The sequence below is a fragment of the Streptomyces purpurascens genome (assembly GCF_045040895.1).
Classification (GTDB): domain Bacteria; phylum Actinomycetota; class Actinomycetes; order Streptomycetales; family Streptomycetaceae; genus Streptomyces; species Streptomyces purpurascens.
In genome coordinates, this window is sequence record NZ_CP108341.1 from 7,201,829 (window position 1) to 7,218,884 (window position 17,056).

Consider the following 17,056-nt stretch of genomic DNA (forward strand, 5'->3'; position numbering starts at 1 on the left):
GTCGGCGATGGGTAATGAATTGAACCAGGAGCGTCAAGGCGGTTCGTCCTTGGTGGTCGGCCTCGACGCGGGCGGCACGCGGACCCGGGCGGTCCTGGCGACCGCCGCCGACGGACGTCCGCTGGGCGAGGGCGCCGCCGGGCCAGGCAACGCCCTGACCGTCCCGGTGCCGCAGCTCACCGAGCATCTCGCCGAGGCCGTCGGACAGGCCGTGCCCGAGTCCGTCCGGGACCGGGTCGTGGCCGTGGCCGGCGGTTTCGCGGGCGCGACGGACGCCGCCGCCGACGAACCGGGGCGGCGCAACGCCCTGGCCGCCCTCACCGCCGCCCTGCGCCGGCTGGGCATCGACGCCGGCCCGCCCCTCATCGGCAGCGACATCGAGGCGGCCTTCGCCTCCGCCCCGGGCGCCCCGGCCGACGGCCTCGCCCTGGTGGCCGGCACGGGCGCGGTCGCCATGCGCATCACCGACCGCCGCGGCACCGCCACCGTGGACGGCGACGGCTGGCTCCTCGGCGACGACGGCAGCGGCTTCTGGATCGGCCGCGCGGCGGTCCGGGCCGCACTGCGGATGGCCGACGGGAGGGGCGCGCCGACCGTGTTGGCGGAGCTGGTGGGGCGAGAACTCGGGGTGCCGGGCGACGCGCTGCCCGGCGGAGCGTCCGGCGGTGCGGTGCGCAGGCTGTCCCCCGACGTGGTCCAGGGCGTCGCGGAGGGCGCCTCGCGTGAGGCGCGGCACGAGGCGGTGCCGCCCGCGAGCGGGGCCGCCGCCGTGGGCGGACAGCCGGCCGGCCCGGCACGGACCGGAGCGGCCGGGGCCGCGACCGACGGCGTGACCGGTTCCCCGGTCGACCGGCGCCCCCTCCCGCCCCACGACGACACGCCCTGGTCCCGCGTCCACCGCGAGGCCTACCGCAGGCACCTGCTCCCCGCCGTCATGGCCGAGCCGCCCATCCGTCTGGCGCGGCTCGCGCCGCTGGTCGTCGAGGCGGCCCGGGACACCGTCGCCCTGGCCATCCTGGACGAGGCCGCCGACCAGCTCACCGAAGCCATAAGGGCGTTGGACCCCCGCCCAGGAGAACGGGTCGTGGCCACCGGAGGTCTGCTCGGGCCCGAAGGGCCGCTCACCTCACGCCTGGAAGCCCGCCTCCGGACCCTCGGCCTCACCCTCGACTGGGTCCCCGACGGCCGCCGGGGCGCCGTGGCCCTGGCCCGGCTCGCTCACCAGGGCCGGACATGACCGCCACCCGGCAGGGCACCCCCCTGTACCGCGACCCCGCCGCCCCGGTCGACGACCGCGTCCGCGACCTGCTCGCGCGCATGACCCCGCGCGAGAAGGCCGGCCAGCTCAACCAGCGGATGTACGGGTGGGACGCCTACCGCCGCACCCCCGACGGCGGCTTCGAGCTCACCGACGCCCTGTACGCCGAGACCGAGCGCTTCGCCGGACTCGGGGCCCTGTACGGGCTGTTGCGCGCCGACGCCTGGTCGGGTGTCGGCCACACCACCGGGTCCGGCGCCGAGGCCGGTGCCGAACTGGCCCACCTCGTCCAGCGGCACGTCGTCGAGCACAGCCGGCTCGGCATCCCGGCCCTGTTCGTCGAGGAGGTGCCGCACGGGCACATGGCACTCGACGGCACGGTCCTGCCCGTCAATCTGGCCGTCGGCGCCGGCTGGGACCCCGGGCTGTACGAGCGGGCCGCCGCCCACGCCGCCGCCGAACTGCGCGCCCGCGGCGGCCATGTCGCCCTGGTCTCGGCCCTGGACATCGCCCGGGATCCGCGCTGGGGCCGGACCGAGGAGTGCTTCGGCGAGGACCCGTACCTGGCCGCCCGGCTCACCGAGGCGCTCGTACGCGGCATGCAGGGCGAACGGGAACCCGACGGACCCTTCGCCCCGGACAAGGCCCCCGTCGTCCTCAAGCACTTCGCCGGGCAGGGCGCCACCGTCGGCGGCCGCAACTCCGCCGAGTCCGAACTCGGTCTCCGGGAGCTGCACGAGATCCACCTCCCCGCCGCCCACGCCGGTGTCCGGGCCGGAGCCGCCGCCGTCATGGCCGCGTACAACGAGGTCGACGGGATGCCCTGCTGCGGCAACCGCGCCCTGCTCACCGGACTGCTGCGCCACCGCTGGGGCTTCGACGGACTCGTCATGGCGGACGGACTGGCCGTCGACCGGCTGGCCCGCGTCACCGGCGACAAGATCTCCGCCGGTGCCCTCGCACTCGACGCCGGGGTCGACCTCGGCCTGTGGGACGAGGGCTTCACCCATCTGGAAGAGGCGGTCGAGCGGGGACTGGTGAGCGAGGAGGCCTTGGACCAGGCTGTCGCCCGGGTGCTGCGGCTCAAGTTCCGCCTGGGGCTGTTCGAACAGCCCTACAGCGCGGGCCCGTTCCCGGACCCCGCCGCCGGGCGCGACCTGAGCACCGCGCTCGCCCGGGCCGCCGTCACCCTGCTCCACAACGACCACGGCGTGCTGCCCGTATCGACCGGCTCCTGTATCGCCCTCCTGGGGCCGCACGCCGACACCGTCGCCCACCAGCTGGGCGACTACACCGCCCCACAACGCCCCGGCATCGGCACCAGCGTCCTCGACGCACTCCGGCGCACCGGCGTCGACGTACGCCATGCCAAGGGCTGCGCCCTCACCGGCGACGACCTCTCCGGCATCCCCGAGGCGATCGCCGCGGCCGCCGCGTCCGATCTGGCCGTGCTCGTGCTGGGCGGCAGCAGCGCCCGTACGCCCGGCACGGAGTTCGACGCCAACGGCGCCGCGCGCACCGTCGTGTCCGAGATGACCTGCGGAGAAGGCGTCGACCTGGCCGGGCTCCGGCTCGGCGCGGCCCAGCACGCCCTGCTCGACGCCGTCACGGCGACCGGCACGCCCACCGTCGTCGTCCTCGTCCAGGGCCGCCCGCACGCCGTCCCCGAGGCCGCCGAGCGGGCCGCCGCGCTGCTCACCGTCTGGTACCCGGGCCCTTGGGGCGGCGAGGCGATCGCGGACGTACTGCTCGGACGGGCAGGGCCCGTGGGCAGGCTGCCCGTCTCCGTGCCGCGCTCGGCAGGCCACCTTCCCGTCTACTACAACCACAAGGACACCGAGTACGGCGGCTACGTCGACGACGGCGCCGGACCGCTCCACTCCTTCGGGCACGGGCTGGCGTACACGAGCTTCGCCTACGGGCCGCCACGGCTGTCGGGGCGGACCGTCGAGGTCGACGTCACCAACACCGGGGAACGGCACGGGCGTACTGTCGCGCAGTTGTATCTGCGCCGCCTCGTCACGCTGGTCTGGCCGCGCGCACTGGAACTCCGCGGTTTCCAGGCCGTCGACCTGGAGCCAGGGGAGTGCCGTACGGTCGCGTTCGGTCTCGGCCCCGACCAACTCGCCCAGGTGGGCGCCGACCTGGAGACGGCGGTCCTGCCCGGCACGGTCGAGATCCGCGTCGCGGAGTCGGCGCGCCGGGCCCTGACCGCCGTACCGGTCGAGCTCCGGGTCGATCAGAGCTTCACGGCACCGGACGAGACGCCCTTGTAGAACCACCGCTGGGTGATGACGAACAGCACCAGCACCGGGACCACGGAGATCACCGAGCCGGCCATCACCATCCGCTGGTCGTAGCCGAACGACGAGCTCTGCAGCCGGGCGAGACCGAGCGTCAGCGTGAACTGCTCCTCCGAGCGCAGCACGATCAGCGGCCACAGGAAGTCGTCCCAGGCGCTGATGAAGGTGTTGATGGTGACGACGAGGATCGCGCCGTAGGCGGAGGGCAGATACAGATGCCGGAAGCGTTTCCACTCGCCCGCCCCGTCCAGCATCGCCGCGTCCTCGATCTCGCGCGGCACGGCGAGGAACGCGGCCCGCATGATGAGGACGTTGATCGCGGCGACGAAGCCGGGCAGCCACACACCGGCCAGATGGTCGACCAGGCCCATGTCCCGGATGCTGAGGAACAGCGACACCATGATCGACTCGAACGGGAACATCATGGACGCCATCAGCACCACCCAGACCAGCTTGCGGCCCTTCCAGCCCGGCTTGGAGAGCATGTAGCCCGCCAGGGTGGAGAAGACGAGCTGGCTCGTGACGGACAGCGCGACGATCACCATGCTGTTCCCGATGTACGTCCACACCGGGACCTGGTCGAAGATCTCGCGGTAGGCCCGCAGGGTCGGCTGGTGGGGGATCAGCGAGGCACCGGCGCCGAAGACGTCCTCGCCCGCGCCCTTGAGGGACGACAGCAGCTGCCACAGCAGCGGGCCGACGGTGATGAAGAGGACGAACACCAGCAGCAGATAGCGGACGACCAGTTCGCGCGGCCGGCCGTAGTCCCGCCAGCGGGGCAGCAGGCGGCGGCGCTTGTCGACGGCGGTCGTCATGCCTCGTCCTCCTTCGTCAGGCGCTGGGCGAGCAGCGTGAGGCCCAGGGTGAGGGCGAACAGGGCGACGCTGACGGCGGCGCCGTAGCCGGCGTTGCCGGTGAGCGGGTCGAGACCGACGTCGCGGATGTAGAAGGGCAGCGTGCGGTCGGCGCCGCCGGGGCCGCCGGTGGAACCGCCCAGCATGTAGATCTCGGTGAAGACCCGCAGGGAGCCGATGCCGGTCAGGGTGCCGACCAGCATCATCGACTGGCGTACGCCGGGCACGGTGACGTGCCAGAAGCGGCGCACGGCGCCCGCGCCGTCCACGGCCGCCGCCTCGTGCAGTTCCTTGGGGACGTTCCCGAGGGCGGCCAGGTAGAAGATCATGTACCAGCCGAGGCCCTTCCACAGCGTCAGGCCCATCGCCGACAGCAGGATCAGCCACGAGTCCGAAAGGAACGGGATGGCCTCCCGGATGAGGTGCGCCTTCTGCAGCCAGGTGTTGACCAGCCCCTGGTCGCTCAGCAGCCACTGCCAGCTCAGGCCCACGACCACGCTGGAGGCCAGCACCGGCGTGTAGAAGGCGGAGCGGAAGAAGCCGATGCCCGGCAGGTTCTTCTCCACGAGGATCGCGAGCAGCAGCGGCAGCAGCACCATCAGCGGGACGACGAACAGCGCGTACAGCAGGCTGTTGCGGGTGGCCAGCCAGAAGTCCGGATCGCCCAGCATCCGGCGGTAGTTGTCCAGGCCGACGAGGTTGTACGCCCCGCCGAGCGGCTTGGCGTCGGTGAAGGAGACGACGACCGTGTTGAGGAACGGGAACACCCCGAACACGGTCGCGCCGATGATCGCCGGGGTCATCCACAGCCAGGGCAGCCACCAGCGGCGGTGGAGCGCCGCGCCCCCCGCGTCGGCGCTCGGGCCGGGCGTCACGAAGCGGAGGGCGCGGCGCAGGGGCCCCGGCGGCCGGGACGAGGGGGAAGCGCCGCCGGGGCGTCGGGCGCCCGCACCCGGGGGAGCGGGGACGGGCGCCTGGTGGACGGTCGGTTGCGTCATCCTCAGCTGCCCTGCTCGATCAGCTGGTTCGCCTTGGACTGCGCCTCCTTCAGAGCGTCCTCGGCGCTCTTCTTGCCCTGCATGGCCAGCTGGATCTGGGCCGAGATGGCGTTCAGCTCACCGGGCGTCAGGGCGATCTCGTCGGCCGTGGCGGTCTTGCGGTCACTCGCGACGATCTTGCGGGCCTCGGCGAAGGGGTCGTCGCCCTTGACCGACTGGAAGAACGGGTCGTTCAGGGAGGCCGTGGTGGAGGGGAAGATGACGACGTTCGGGTCCTTGGCCCAGGCGAGCTGGTTCTCGGCGTTCGTCAGGAACTGTGCGAAGGCCAGCGCGGTGGAGGCGTTCTTGCTCGTGGACGCGACGCCGACGTACTGCGGGGCGCCGACGGTGTGGCCGAGGGCGTCGAGCATGAAGGGGGCGACACCCGTCTTCTTGTAGACGCTCGGATTGTTCTGCTGGATGAACCGCAGGAAGTTGGGGTTGGTGGGGCCGTAGACGAGCTTGCCCTGGCCGTAGACGTTCGCCGGGTCCTGCGTGGAGGACAGGGAGTCCCTGGGCATGCCTCCGGCCTTGTAGAGCTTGGCCATGGCCTCGACCCACTGGGCGGTCTTCGGGTCGTCGGCGAAGGTGAACTTCTTGCCGTCGGCCGAGAGGACCTCGATGCCCATCTGCTGCCAGTCGGCCGGGATGCGCAGCTGCGGGTTGGCGAGGAACGCGTAGTACTTGCCGCCGGAGGCCTTGGCCACCTTCTCGGCGTCGTCGAACAGGCCGAGCACGGTCGTCGGAGGTTTGGCCGGGTCCAGGCCCGCCTTCTTCATCAGGTCGGTGTTGAAGGTCTGCACGATGCCGCCGGAGTACCAGGGCAGCACGCTGTGCACCTTCTTGCCGTCCGCGTCGGCGTACATGCTGGACTTCCACAGCGCGGGGGCGAACGGCTTGCCCGCGTCCGGCGCCTTGTTGTCCAGGTTCAGCAGATAGCCGTTCTTCGTCAGCGCCACCGCCGTGTTGACGTTGATGTTCACCACGTCCGGGAGCGTGCAGCCCTGTGCGTCGGCGACCAGGCGCTGGGTGAAGGTGGCGTCGCCCGGGTCGTCGATCCAGTTGACCTTGGTGCCGGGGTGCGCCTGCTCGAAGGCGTCGATGACGCCGTTGAAGTACTTCCCGAAGTCCTTCTTCAGGTTGGTGGTCTGGAAAGTGACCTTTCCCTTGACCTCGCCGGAGAGCTTGCCGGAACCGACGTTGCCCTGGTCGACCTTGCAGCCGCCGGCCGTGGCGTCACCGCCGTCGGAGCCGCCGCCGGACAGGCCGCAGCCGGCGGCCGTCAGGGTCAGGACGACCAGACAGGTCAGGGAACCGGTGAGTCTTCTTGCGTGCATTGCTGCCCTCCTGGGACCAGTCGTCGCTGGATCAAATCACCAAGTTGGACTTCGATTGATGAAAATGTGGACCAGAATTCATCGGAGGTCAATGGTTTGCCGTGTTGCTGTTCGGTTGCGTACGGCGATCAGTGGCGGTGTTCGTGGTCCGGGTGCGAGGGGTCGCCGGGGTGCTCGTGGCCTTCGGCGTACTCGATGTCGGCCCGGGCCCTGTCGAGCCAGTTGAAGAAGGCGCGTCGGGCGGCGGCTCGGCGTAGGTCGCGTTCGATGCCGTGGCGTACGTGCCCGTACGGCTGGATGTCCGAGGTCGCTGGTTCGCCGTAGGGGTCGACGCCGCGGCGTAGGGCGTCGGGGGTGAGGAAGCGGTCCTGGTTGCGGTCGTAGTAGTCCCGTACGGCCGCCTCGGGGATGTCCTGCTCGTGTTCCAGGTCGGCCAGGAGGGCTCGGGCGGCGGGGGAGTGGGACAGGGCTGCGGCGATGATGCTGCCGAGGTCGGCGATGTCGGTTTCGGGGACGGTGAGCAGCTGCATCGGCAGGACGTCGTCCGGTGGGGCGAGGCTTCGTCGCGCGCAGGCCCGGCGGGCGAGTTCGTCTGTGATGACCACCTGGGTTGCCCAGCGTCGTCGTTGGCGGTCCGCACGTGCGGCGCCGTGGTGGCTGGTCGCGCGGTTCCCCGCGCCCCTGGAGGGCGGTGTCGAGCCGGCGTTCAAGAAAGCTGCCACGCTTTCCCTCGGGATCGGGGTGCCGTCGACGGTTGCTGCGTAGTCCTCCCTCATGGCGTCACCACCAGCTCCACGGCCTTCGTGTACGCCACGCAGCCGTGCCAGGCGGCCTTGGCCATCAGCCAGTACGAACCCGGCGGTATCGCGGTGCCGTCCACCTCGATCACGGACTCGGCCTGCGCCCCGCCGGGGACGGTGAAGCCCTGGCACCCCGGGGTGACGCCGGGCCAGGTGCCCCAGGAGGACACGGCCCAGATCGTGCCGTTGACAGGGCCGCGTGTGGGGTTCCGCAGGGTCACGGGGACCCGGGCCCGTTCTCCCCGGCGGACGGTCACCCGCTCGACTCCCGGATCCGCCACCAGAGTCGGGCCGGTGTGCCCGTCCGGCACGTCCAGGGCCACCACGTCCTCGTACGTCTGGCCGCCGTACGACAGCCGCGCGGCGAGCCAGTGCCGGCCGGGGGCGGCGTCCGGGGGCGGTGTCACCGTGATGTCCGTGAGGGTGAAGCCACCGGGGCCGAGGGCGTAGGGGAGTTCGGCGGGGTCGGTGGTCCAGCCGGGCGGGACCTCGAAGGTCACCGTGCCCGACACCGGGGCGTCGGTGAGTTCCGAGGAGACCCGGACCGTCGCGGTGACCGGGCCGTCGGCGGTGAGGGTGGTGGGGGAGAGGTAGACCGCGACGGGCATGTTGCCGCGTGGGGCGGGGCCGGAGTTGTGGAGCCAGTAGCGGGTGGCGATCGGCTGGGCGGGCTCGTGGGCGTCGGTGCCCGGCCCGGGCGCGAGGTCCGGCGCGTGGGCCGGCGTGGCCAGGAGCGTGGCGACCTCGAAGCCGGTCAGATCGATGTCCAGACAGCCGTTCCCGTCCGGGGCGAGTGGCTCCCCGGGGGTCTCCAGAACGTCGGCGCGGGTGCCCGCCGACCAGGCCGCCGGGCCGGTCACCCGTGCCCGCACCGGGCGTCCGTCGGCCTCGTGCACGCGGACGACGACGCCCTTCCCCGGATCCACGGGCGCCGCGCTGCCCCGGGCCAGCGGGGAGCCGGCCGGCTTCAACGCGTCGAGCAGCACCTCGCCGTCGGATTCCAGGCGCAGCAGGGCGACCTCCCTGGGGAGGGCGCCCGAGGACCGCCGCAGCCGTGCCGTCAGCGGGCGGTTGTACGCGTGCCCGGCCCGGGGCAGCCGCAGCTCACGCCAGTCGCCCGGGCCCGCGACGACCGCGTACTCGAAGGTGTGCGACCAGCGCTGGAGCTGGAACCCCGAGCCGTCGGGGGCGGTCCGGCGCGGCGGGTCCACCCAGATGCCGGACGGCCAGCCGGTGCAGGAGCGCATCAGGGACATGTAGAGGTCGCCGGAGGAGGTGACCACGCAGCCGGGCGTGCCACGGTTGAGGACGGCGAAGCCGCGCCCGTCCCATGCGTCACCGGGTGGGAGTGCCTCGCCGCCACCGGCGGCCGTGGCCGTCACCGTGAAGTCGTCCAGGTCGGCGACGATCGCGTCGACCGCCTTGGCGTCGTCCTCGGGGCGGGCGCCCGCCACCACGAGCAGCGGCAGGCGTTCCAGGTCGCGCAGGTCGGCCCCGGGGATCCACTCCTCGCGCAGACCGGCACGCGGCGCGACCCAGACGGCGGCCACGCCCCGCTCGGCGAGCTGCCGCCCGAGTTCCCGTCCGGCCGCCGGGTCCCAGCCGAGCGCCTCGGCGACCACGGTGTTGCGGTCCGGGCCGCCGACGGCGATCCGGATGTCGGGGAGGTTGGAGTCGACCTCCAGGTCGCCGTAGCGAGGCCCGCCCGCGATGGTCGAGGTCGCCGTGACGCCGGCCCGGACCAGGGCCGCCGCGAGCGGGGCCCCGAGGTCTCCCGCCGTGTCCCAGTCGGCGTAGACGAGTTCGGCGACGCCGATCGAGCGGTGCCCGAGGAGCGTGCCGGAGTCGTCGTGCACCGCGACCCGCGCGGTGGAGCCGAGTCCGAACCAGGTGTTCGCCGGGTTGTCCAGCGTCCACGGGAACCGCTCGCTGTCCACCTCCACGAACCCGAACCCGCGCCCGATCACCGCGTCGGCCACCTCGTGCACCGGCAGTCCGCCCCGCACGTCCGACGGCCAGCGCACCCGGATCAGCCGGTCGGCGCCGTCGTACCCGTCGACGGTCGTGGTGACGTCGAGCCGGTCGATCCCCTGCCACAGCGTCAGGCGCTGGGTGCAGCGGAAGAGGCCGAGGTCGGCGGTGACGGTGATCCGGGAACCGGCGGCGGAGCGCTCGGCGCGGACCTCGGCGGTCACGTCCCGGCTGCGGGCGGCGGTCGTGCCGGTCGGGGTGAGGTGCCAGGGGCCCTCGCCGAAGCGCGGATGCCTCGGGTACTCCTCCTGGACGACGATCTCGTTCCCGATGTCCCCGGGACGCAGCAGCTCCCGGCCGCCCTCGGTCAGGGCGCGCAGACTGCTGACGCCACCGCCACGTGCCGGGTCGACCGTCACCTCGTAGAACTCGTTGCGGATGGTGAGGCCTTCGGCGGCCTCCCATCCCGGGACGGACCCCTCGGTGAGCGGGAGGGCCTTGAGGCCCATGCCGGGTACTTCCGGGACGACGACATGCAGGCGGCCGTCCTCGCGGACCGCGGGGAGTCCCCGGGGGACGAGCCCCGGGTCGTCGACCGTCAGCACGTCCTGCCGCGCCCAGGTCGCGGAGTTGAACACGACCAGGTCGGGGCCGTCGCCGGGGGCGATCTGGTCGGCCAGGGCCTGGGTCGCGTCGGCGTGCACGCTTGCGGCCAGGTCGTGCAACTCCCGCCAGCCGGTCATCAGGTCGATGTACACCTGGTCCGACTCCGAGCCGGTGATGGCGTCGTGGTGGGCGCCGTAGACGAGCTGCCGCCAGGCCTTGTCCAGGGCCGCGTCCGGATAGGGGCGGCCGGTGACGAGCGAGGCGAGCGTCGCCCAGGCCTCGGCGTCGGCGAGGAGGGACTCGCCGTGGCGCTGGGCCTGCTTGGTGTCGATGTAGGAGACGTCCTTGCCGGTGTAGATCGGGTTCATGTCACGCGTCTGCGGGGAGGCCTTGCGGCCCTCCGCCTCCAGTTCCGCGCGGACGGCGGCGAAGAAGTCCCGGGGGATCGCGCTGATGAACCGCGGCCACACGTACCGGGCGTTCCAGTCGCGGTGGATGTCCATGACCCAGCGGCACGGCGGCGCGTAGTCCCCGCCCACCGGCAGCAGCACGTTGCGGGTGAGCGCGACCTGCTTGAGCCGCCGGAACAGCTTGTACGCGGCGGCGTTCGCCTCCGGCAGGGTGGGCGCGTTGTCGATCGCCCAGCCGGCGCCGTAGTGGTTGACCATGTACGCGGTGAGCAGGCCGCGCCCCGACGGGGCGATCCAGTCGAACTCGGCCGGGAACTGCATCCGGCCCGGGTCCCTCGGCTCCTCGCCGAACACCGACAGCGTCGGCCCCCACTGGTGGAACGGCCCGCGCGCCCACGAACTTGAGGTGACCCCCGCGTCCGCCATCAGCCCCGGGAACTGCGGGTCGTGCCCGAAGGCGTCCAGCTGCCAGGCGGTCTCGGGCGAGGCCCCGATGATCCCGCGCTGGAAGCCGTCGCCGTACAGGGCGTTGCGCACGGTCGCCTCGGCGCCGGTGAGGTTGGTGTTGGGCTCGTTGTAGGTGCCGCCCATGATCTCCACGCGGCCGGTGCGGATCAGCTGCCGCAGGAAGGCGCGCTCCTCCGGGAAGGAGTCCCAGTAGGGCTTGAGGTAGTCGACCTCGGCGAGCACGAAGGTGTACGCCGGGTCGCGGCGGGCCAGGTCGCAGTGGGCCCGGACCAGACTCATCCCGGACTGGCCGCGCGAGTCGAAGGTACGGGCGGGCAGTCCGCTCGTCGCCGGGTCGTCGGCGACGTCCCAGGTCTCGGTGTAGGCGCCCTGGGTGTTCCACCAGACGGGGTCGTAGTGGAAGTGGCTGACCATGAACATGGTCCAGCCGGGTTCGGCCGCCGTGAACTCGCCGGTGCGGGTGGTGACTTCGTCCCCGTCCGTGGCGGTGACGGTGATCTCGCGGCGGTCGCCGGGGACCAGATCCTCGCCGGTCACGGGTATCTCGGCCCGTACGGTGCCGTCCTCGCCGACGGTGGTCTCCGTGGTGCCGGTGAGGCCCGGGCCCCCGACGGTGAGCCGGACGGTCCGGCCCGGGGCGTGGCTCAGCTCGACGGCCACCACTTGGCGCGGCTGCTCGGTGGTCCCGGTGAAGAGCTCGGTCGACTCGACAGAGGTGACACGCATGGGGCTCCTACGAGTGCTCTGGGGGGAGCCCCATCCTGCACGGCAGGAATGATTCAAACAACCATCTTCGCGTCAACTTGGTGGTTCATCCATGCACCCTCGGCCATGCTCACTTGGTCCGGCGGGACTTCACCGCGTGCTGCGGGGTGATGTGGTCGGTCAGTGCCAGTGAGGCGCTCGCCCGCTGGTAGGTGAGCTGGGCGACCCGGACGTAGAGGCAGTCCACGAGCATCAGCACGGAGTGCCGGCTGCTGATGCTCTCGGCCCGGAAGCTGGTCTCCGAGGAGGACGGGATGAGCCGGATGTCGGCGGACCTGGACAGCGGCGAGCGCGGGTCGGTGGTCAGGGCGATGGTGGTGGCGCCGCGCTCCTTGGCCATCTCGAACGGCTCGAGGGTCTCGCGGGTCGTACCGGAGTGGGAGATGCCGATGGCCACGTCCGCCGGGGTGAGCAGGGCCGCCGAGGTGGCGGCCGCGTGCACTTCGGTCCAGGCGCGGACCGAGCAGCCGATGCGGAACAGTCGGGTCTCCGTCTCCTGGGTCACCGCGCCGCTGCCGCCGACACCGTAGACATCGATGCGCCGCGCACGGGCCAGGGCCTGGGCCGCGCGTTCGAGCGCGTCGAGGTCGATCCGGTCGATGGTCTGCTGGATGGCTCGCAGGTCCGCCGTGCCGACGACCTGCACGACCCGCTCCAGGCTGTCGTCCGGCGAGATGTCCGGGCCGATCTCGGCGGTCCCCCAGTCGGAGACCTCGCCCCGGCCGCGCTCCTGGGCCAGTTCGATCAGCAGGTGCTGGTAGGAGTCCAGCCCGATGGCCCGGCAGAAACGGGTCACGGTCGCCTGGGAGGTGCCGGTGCGGCGGCCCAGTTCGGCGGCCGAGCAGTGGGTGACGGCGGCCGGATCCTCCAGGATCAGCTCGCCGACCTTCCGCAGGGAGCCCGCCAGCCGGGGCAGCTCGGTCCGGATCAGTGTGGTGACGTCCGTGGGAGGCATGGGGAGAAGGTACCAGCCACCCTTCGAGGCATGACTTGAATACCAGGACCCGATTGAACGCCGAGGAGTCGTGTGATTTATTGAAGGACGATTTATTGATTCATCGATGGAGAAGTATAGGGTGGTTCAATCCATCAGTGGGGAGTGTGTCGCGTGTCCGTCGAGTCTGTGAGCGCCCAGGGGTTCGCGCGGGAGAGCCTCGCCGTTCTCCAGCAGGTCATCGAATCCGCCCGCGACGAGGTGGCGGCCGCCGCCGGCCTGGTCGCCGAGTGCGTCCGCTCGGACGGTGTCGTCCACGCCTTCGGCACGGGCCACTCGCAGGCCCTCGTCCTCGAACTCGCAGGCCGCGCCGGCGGACTGGTCCCCACCAACCGGCTGAGCATCGCCGACCTCGTCCTCTACGGCGGCGAGGACCCGGCCGTCCTCGACGACCCGCTCCTCGAACGGCAGGCCGGAGTGGCGCAGCGGATCTACGACCTCGCCGCCCCGAACCCCCAGGACCTGTTCGTCGTCATCTCCAACTCCGGCGTCAACAACGTCATCGTGGAGATGGCCCTGCACGCCAAGGAACACGGCCACCGCGTCCTGGCCCTCACCTCCCTGACCCACACCCGGGCCGTCCCCGCCGCCCATCCCAGCGGCCGGAAGCTGGCCGACATCGCCGACGTGGTCCTCGACAACGCGGCCCCGCGCGGCGACTCCCTGCTCGAACTCCCCGGCGGCGGCTCGGTCTGCGCCCTGTCCACGCTCACCGGCGTGATGCTGGTCCAGATGACCGTCGCGGAGGCCGCCGGACGCCTCCTCGCCGCCGGCGAACGCCCCCCGGTCTACGTCTCGGCCAACGTCCCCGGCGGTTTCGAGGGCAACCTGGAGCTGGAGAAGAAGTACGCGGGCCGCATCCGCCGCACCGCGAGCTGAACCGGACCGCACGAAACGGCCGGAGTCCCTCACCGGGACCCCGGCCGTTCCCGTCTCACTTCACCGGCACCGGCGTCAGCGCGACGGCCAGCGGATACGCGCCGGTCGTCAGCGGCGCCCCGACGGCACCCGACTCCGTGTCGACGGGGACCAGGGCGCCCGCGTCGGCGGTGGTGACGTACGCCGTGCCGCCGTTCCAGTCCAGGGCGACGTCGAAGGCGGACCTGCCGACCGTCACCGCCTTGCCCGGGGCGCCGGTGACCGTGTCGACGGGCGTGACGGTGTCGCCGGTGCTGGGGCTGACCCACAGGGTCCGGCCGTCCGGGGACAGGGCGAGACCGTAGGCCTGGCCGGAGACCAGGAGGGTCGGCTCGGTGTCGTTGGTGGCCGTGTCGATCGGAGTGACCGTCGAGCCACCGGAGTTGGACACGTACACCGTCTTCCCGTCCGGCGCGGCCACGATGTTGAACGGGCTCGGACCGACGGGGACGGCGGCAGCGGCCTTCCGGGTGGTCAGGTCGACCGGGGTGACCGTGTTGTCCTTGATGTTGGGCACGTAGAGCGTCCGGCCGTCGGGCGTGATCGCCAGGTTCTCCGGCCCGTTGCCGACCCGGACGGGCGGGCCCGCGGTGAGGGAGGCCGTGTCGACGGGCTGGACCGTGCCGTCCGTGTAGTTGGCGACCCAGAGGGTGCGGCCGTCCGGGGTGAGCGCGAGTCCGGCGGGGACCTTGCCGACGGGGACCGTCGCGGTGACCTCGTCCTGCGCCACGTCGATCACACTGACCGTGTTCGAGCCCTGGTTGGCCGCGTAGGCGGTACGCCCGTCCGCGCTCGTCACCACCTCGCCTGGGTTGGCGCCCACGGCGATGTTCGTGGTCTTCCTCGAGGACAGGTCGACGGAACTGACCGAGGCTCCGCTGAAGTCGGCCGTCAGGGCCCGCGACGAGCCCGTGCCGTCGGTGACCTGGACCGGGAGCGCACGGTCGAGGACGCCGTCGCCCGAGACGCCGACGGACCGCACTCCGGCACTCGCGTCCTCCCCGGCCGTGACGGTGACCGTCGCGGACGCGCTGCCCCCGGCCGGGACGGTCGCGGTGCCCTCGGCGGGCGAGACGGTGACGCCGTCGGGGACGGTCAGCTTCCATGCCACCGTACGGGCGGCGGTGTCGGAGAAGGAGAGCGTGATCTTCGCGGACCCGCCCGGCTTCAGGCTGACGGAACCGGGCGCGAAGGCCGCGTCCACACCCGGGTCGGGCGCGTTCTCGATCATCGCCGTGTAGAGGAACCGGTCCATCACGCCCGGTGACACCTGCTGGGGGATCGCGTCGAGCTCCTTGCGCTGGGACCTGAGCCGGTTCCAGTACGCGTTGACCGCGTCGGAGTCACCGCGCTTGCCGGCCAGCAGCAGATCCACGGCCGTTTGCCCCGCGGTGCCGTAGCGGCCGAGCTTGTCCAGCCAGGCCGAGGTCTCCTGGAGGAACCCGGGGTTGTCGAGCCGGGACCGGAGTTCACGGGGTGTGGCGGCCATGTCGCCGAAGTACGACCGGAGCGCGGCGGCGGCACGGTCGAGGCCCGAGTCCTCGTCGTACGCCTTCCGGAACGCGGCGATGAGGGCGCTCAGCGTCGGGGACTCGGTCGGGTCCAGCTGGGACGAGTAGTTGTTCTCGGCGAAGATCCGCAGCCACTTGGCGGCATCAGGCCCGGCCAGGTCGCGGACGGAGGCGAGGAACGCGGCCCGCGGGTCGTAGGCGTCGGGGTTCCACAGATAGGCCGCGGAGGTGAACAGGGCGAGCCGGCTCGCCTCGCCCTGGACCATCGGGTTGGCGGTCACCCCGGTCGCCGCCTTCGCCACGCCGGGCGCGCGGCCGGTGTAGGGGCCGAGCAGGAGACGGCTGGTGACGTAGTCGTTCACCGGGTAGTTGTCCCAGACCAGGATCGGATGGCCGTAGACCTCACGGGCCTTCGCGACCTGGTCGGCCGTGATGGTGGGGGCGATCACGCCGACGCCGGTCCACTCCACGACCACCGACGGGTCCAGCTTCTCCCGCAGCGCCTTCTTGTAGGGGGAGTCGGCGAGGTCGGAGTACTCGGTGGGGACCATCTCCAGGGGGTGCAGGCCGGAGTGGCCGGCCGAGAAGTCCTTCCAGACCTCGTTGAGCAGACGCGCCTGCGCCGCCCCCGCCGCACCGCCGCCCGTGCCGAACTCCTTCTCGTCGGCGGCGCAGTTCCACTTCGTGTAGCTGATGTCGTCCAGCGGGATGGCGAAGGAGCGCACGCCGATGGCGTACAGCGAGTCGAACTTGCGGGTGAGCGCCGCGATGTCGGCGGCCGAGGAGTAGCAGACGGACAGCCCCGGGGAGAGGGCGTAGGTGAAACGGACGTGGTTGGCGTCGGCCCGGTCGACCAGCTCACGGAGCTGCGCCAGCTCGGCGGGCGGGTACTCGTCACGCCACTGGGCGCGCAGGTAGGGGTCGTCCTTGGGGGAGTAGACGTAGACGTTCTGCTTGGTGCGGCCGTAGAAGTCGAGCTGGTCCAGCCGCTCGGCGTGCGACCAGGGGGTGCCGTAGAAGCCCTCGATCACCCCGCGCAGCGAAGCCGTGGGCCAGTCCCGGACGGTCACCACGGGCACGGTCCTCGTGACCAGTTGGCGCAGGGTCTGGGCGGCGTAGAAGGTGCCGGTGCGGTCGGTGCCGGACAGGGCGAGGAGGGTGCGGCCGTCCTCGCGGCCGGAGGCGAGGACGTAGCCGCCGGAGGGCAGTCCGGCGGGGGAGGGGGCCTTGAGGCGCTTCAGGGCCGGGGCCGTCGCGGTGTTCTCCTTCGGGCCGCCGAGGAAGACGGTGAACCCGGCCTTCGCGGGCGGCTTGTCCACCGTCACGATCCGCTTGGCTCCGGCGTCGCGCAGGACGGTCTCGACGATCCTGCGGGCCGACGGGTCGGTCCCGCGCCCGACGACCGCCACGACCCGCTCGGGAACCGTGAGCCGGCCCGGCCCCGCGTGCATGCTCTTCGGCCGCGGCCACACCTGGGGCAGGGCGCTCTTCGGGGGCTCGTCCGGTGCGGCGGCCGAAGGCGGCACCTGCGCGAGCGTGAGGCCCAGTGCCAGCAGCAGCGCGGCGGCGGGCAGTCTGAGACGAGTGGCTGGGAACACGGATTCTCCTTCCGGGTGCCGCGGGCGCGAGGCCCGTGACCCCGTGGCCAGAGAGGGAGGGGTGAATGGAGCCACCGAGTGATGCTAGAGATGCTGAATAGATCAATCAATGGGGCGTCGTGGATCGGTTCCGTCCGGGTCATTGACGCCGTCCGCCGGGACTCCCACACTGGCGTGACTACGTAGTCATGCGAGCCCTTACCGGCAGCGGGATATGGCTGACTAC

The 17,056-nt window shown here is 72.1% G+C and carries 10 protein-coding genes; 3 read left to right on the forward strand and 7 right to left on the reverse strand.

Translation table 11 applies throughout. The features are described from left to right. Positions 1-7: 7 nt before the first annotated feature. Together OHU35_RS32820 and OHU35_RS32825 are read left to right on the forward strand one after the other, a co-directional pair. On the forward strand, positions 8-1,237 hold the full coding sequence (locus tag OHU35_RS32820; protein ID WP_189721602.1) for an N-acetylglucosamine kinase: 1,230 nt from the start codon (positions 8-10) through the stop codon (positions 1,235-1,237). Beyond that, positions 1,234-3,534, forward strand: a complete 2,301-nt coding sequence (locus OHU35_RS32825) for a glycoside hydrolase family 3 N-terminal domain-containing protein (RefSeq protein ID WP_405507867.1) — start codon at positions 1,234-1,236, stop codon at positions 3,532-3,534. Before OHU35_RS32820 ends, OHU35_RS32825 begins: the two co-directional genes overlap by 4 nt. Here the strand turns inward: OHU35_RS32825 and OHU35_RS32830 are convergent. The 6 genes from OHU35_RS32830 to OHU35_RS32855 form a co-directional block, all read right to left on the reverse strand. Then, positions 3,498-4,376 (reverse strand): carbohydrate ABC transporter permease, encoded by an 879-nt coding sequence (locus OHU35_RS32830; RefSeq protein WP_189721600.1) that lies wholly within the window; start codon positions 4,374-4,376, stop codon positions 3,498-3,500. The two genes, OHU35_RS32825 and OHU35_RS32830, sit on opposite strands and share 37 nt — an antisense overlap. Next, positions 4,373-5,413, reverse strand: a complete 1,041-nt coding sequence (locus tag OHU35_RS32835; RefSeq protein ID WP_189721599.1) for an ABC transporter permease subunit — start codon at positions 5,411-5,413, stop codon at positions 4,373-4,375. The genes OHU35_RS32830 and OHU35_RS32835 overlap by 4 nt, the downstream gene beginning before the upstream one ends. 2 nt (positions 5,414-5,415) lie before the next feature. Then, on the reverse strand, positions 5,416-6,789 hold the full coding sequence (locus OHU35_RS32840) for an extracellular solute-binding protein (RefSeq protein ID WP_189721598.1): 1,374 nt from the start codon (positions 6,787-6,789) through the stop codon (positions 5,416-5,418). Positions 6,790-6,917: 128 nt separating this feature from the next. After that, positions 6,918-7,565, reverse strand: coding sequence for a peptidyl-prolyl cis-trans isomerase (locus OHU35_RS32845; RefSeq protein ID WP_405507869.1), 648 nt, complete (start codon positions 7,563-7,565; stop codon positions 6,918-6,920). Then, the gene (locus tag OHU35_RS32850) at positions 7,562-11,770 is read right to left on the reverse strand and encodes an NEW3 domain-containing protein (protein WP_405507871.1); all 4,209 of its coding nucleotides are present in this window, start codon (positions 11,768-11,770) and stop codon (positions 7,562-7,564) included. Before OHU35_RS32850 ends, OHU35_RS32845 begins: the two co-directional genes overlap by 4 nt. Before the next feature lie 109 nt (positions 11,771-11,879). Then, positions 11,880-12,764, reverse strand: a complete 885-nt coding sequence (locus OHU35_RS32855; protein WP_189721595.1) for a MurR/RpiR family transcriptional regulator — start codon at positions 12,762-12,764, stop codon at positions 11,880-11,882. 153 nt (positions 12,765-12,917) lie between these two features. Here OHU35_RS32855 and OHU35_RS32860 point away from each other — a divergent pair, with 153 nt between their 5' ends. Continuing rightward, the gene (locus OHU35_RS32860; RefSeq protein ID WP_405507873.1) at positions 12,918-13,682 is read left to right on the forward strand and encodes a sugar isomerase domain-containing protein; all 765 of its coding nucleotides are present in this window, start codon (positions 12,918-12,920) and stop codon (positions 13,680-13,682) included. Between the two features lie 55 nt (positions 13,683-13,737). Here the strand turns inward: OHU35_RS32860 and OHU35_RS32865 are convergent, their stop codons facing one another. After that, complete coding sequence (locus OHU35_RS32865) at positions 13,738-16,830, reverse strand: beta-N-acetylglucosaminidase domain-containing protein (RefSeq protein WP_405507875.1); 3,093 nt, start codon at positions 16,828-16,830, stop codon at positions 13,738-13,740. Positions 16,831-17,056 lie beyond the last annotated feature (226 nt).

Excerpts from the sequence above, each read along its gene's own strand:
- OHU35_RS32820 (WP_189721602.1), top strand. The coding sequence starts at position 8 with ATGGGTAATGAATTGAACCAGGAGCGTCAAGGCGGTTCGTCCTTGGTG.
- OHU35_RS32825 (WP_405507867.1), top strand. The coding sequence starts at position 1,234 with ATGACCGCCACCCGGCAGGGCACCCCCCTGTACCGCGACCCCGCCGCC.
- OHU35_RS32830 (WP_189721600.1), bottom strand. The coding sequence starts at position 4,376 with ATGACGACCGCCGTCGACAAGCGCCGCCGCCTGCTGCCCCGCTGGCGG.
- OHU35_RS32835 (WP_189721599.1), bottom strand. The coding sequence starts at position 5,413 with ATGACGCAACCGACCGTCCACCAGGCGCCCGTCCCCGCTCCCCCGGGT.
- OHU35_RS32840 (WP_189721598.1), bottom strand. The coding sequence starts at position 6,789 with ATGCACGCAAGAAGACTCACCGGTTCCCTGACCTGTCTGGTCGTCCTG.
- OHU35_RS32845 (WP_405507869.1), bottom strand. The coding sequence starts at position 7,565 with ATGAGGGAGGACTACGCAGCAACCGTCGACGGCACCCCGATCCCGAGG.
- OHU35_RS32850 (WP_405507871.1), bottom strand. The coding sequence starts at position 11,770 with ATGCGTGTCACCTCTGTCGAGTCGACCGAGCTCTTCACCGGGACCACC.
- OHU35_RS32855 (WP_189721595.1), bottom strand. The coding sequence starts at position 12,764 with ATGCCTCCCACGGACGTCACCACACTGATCCGGACCGAGCTGCCCCGG.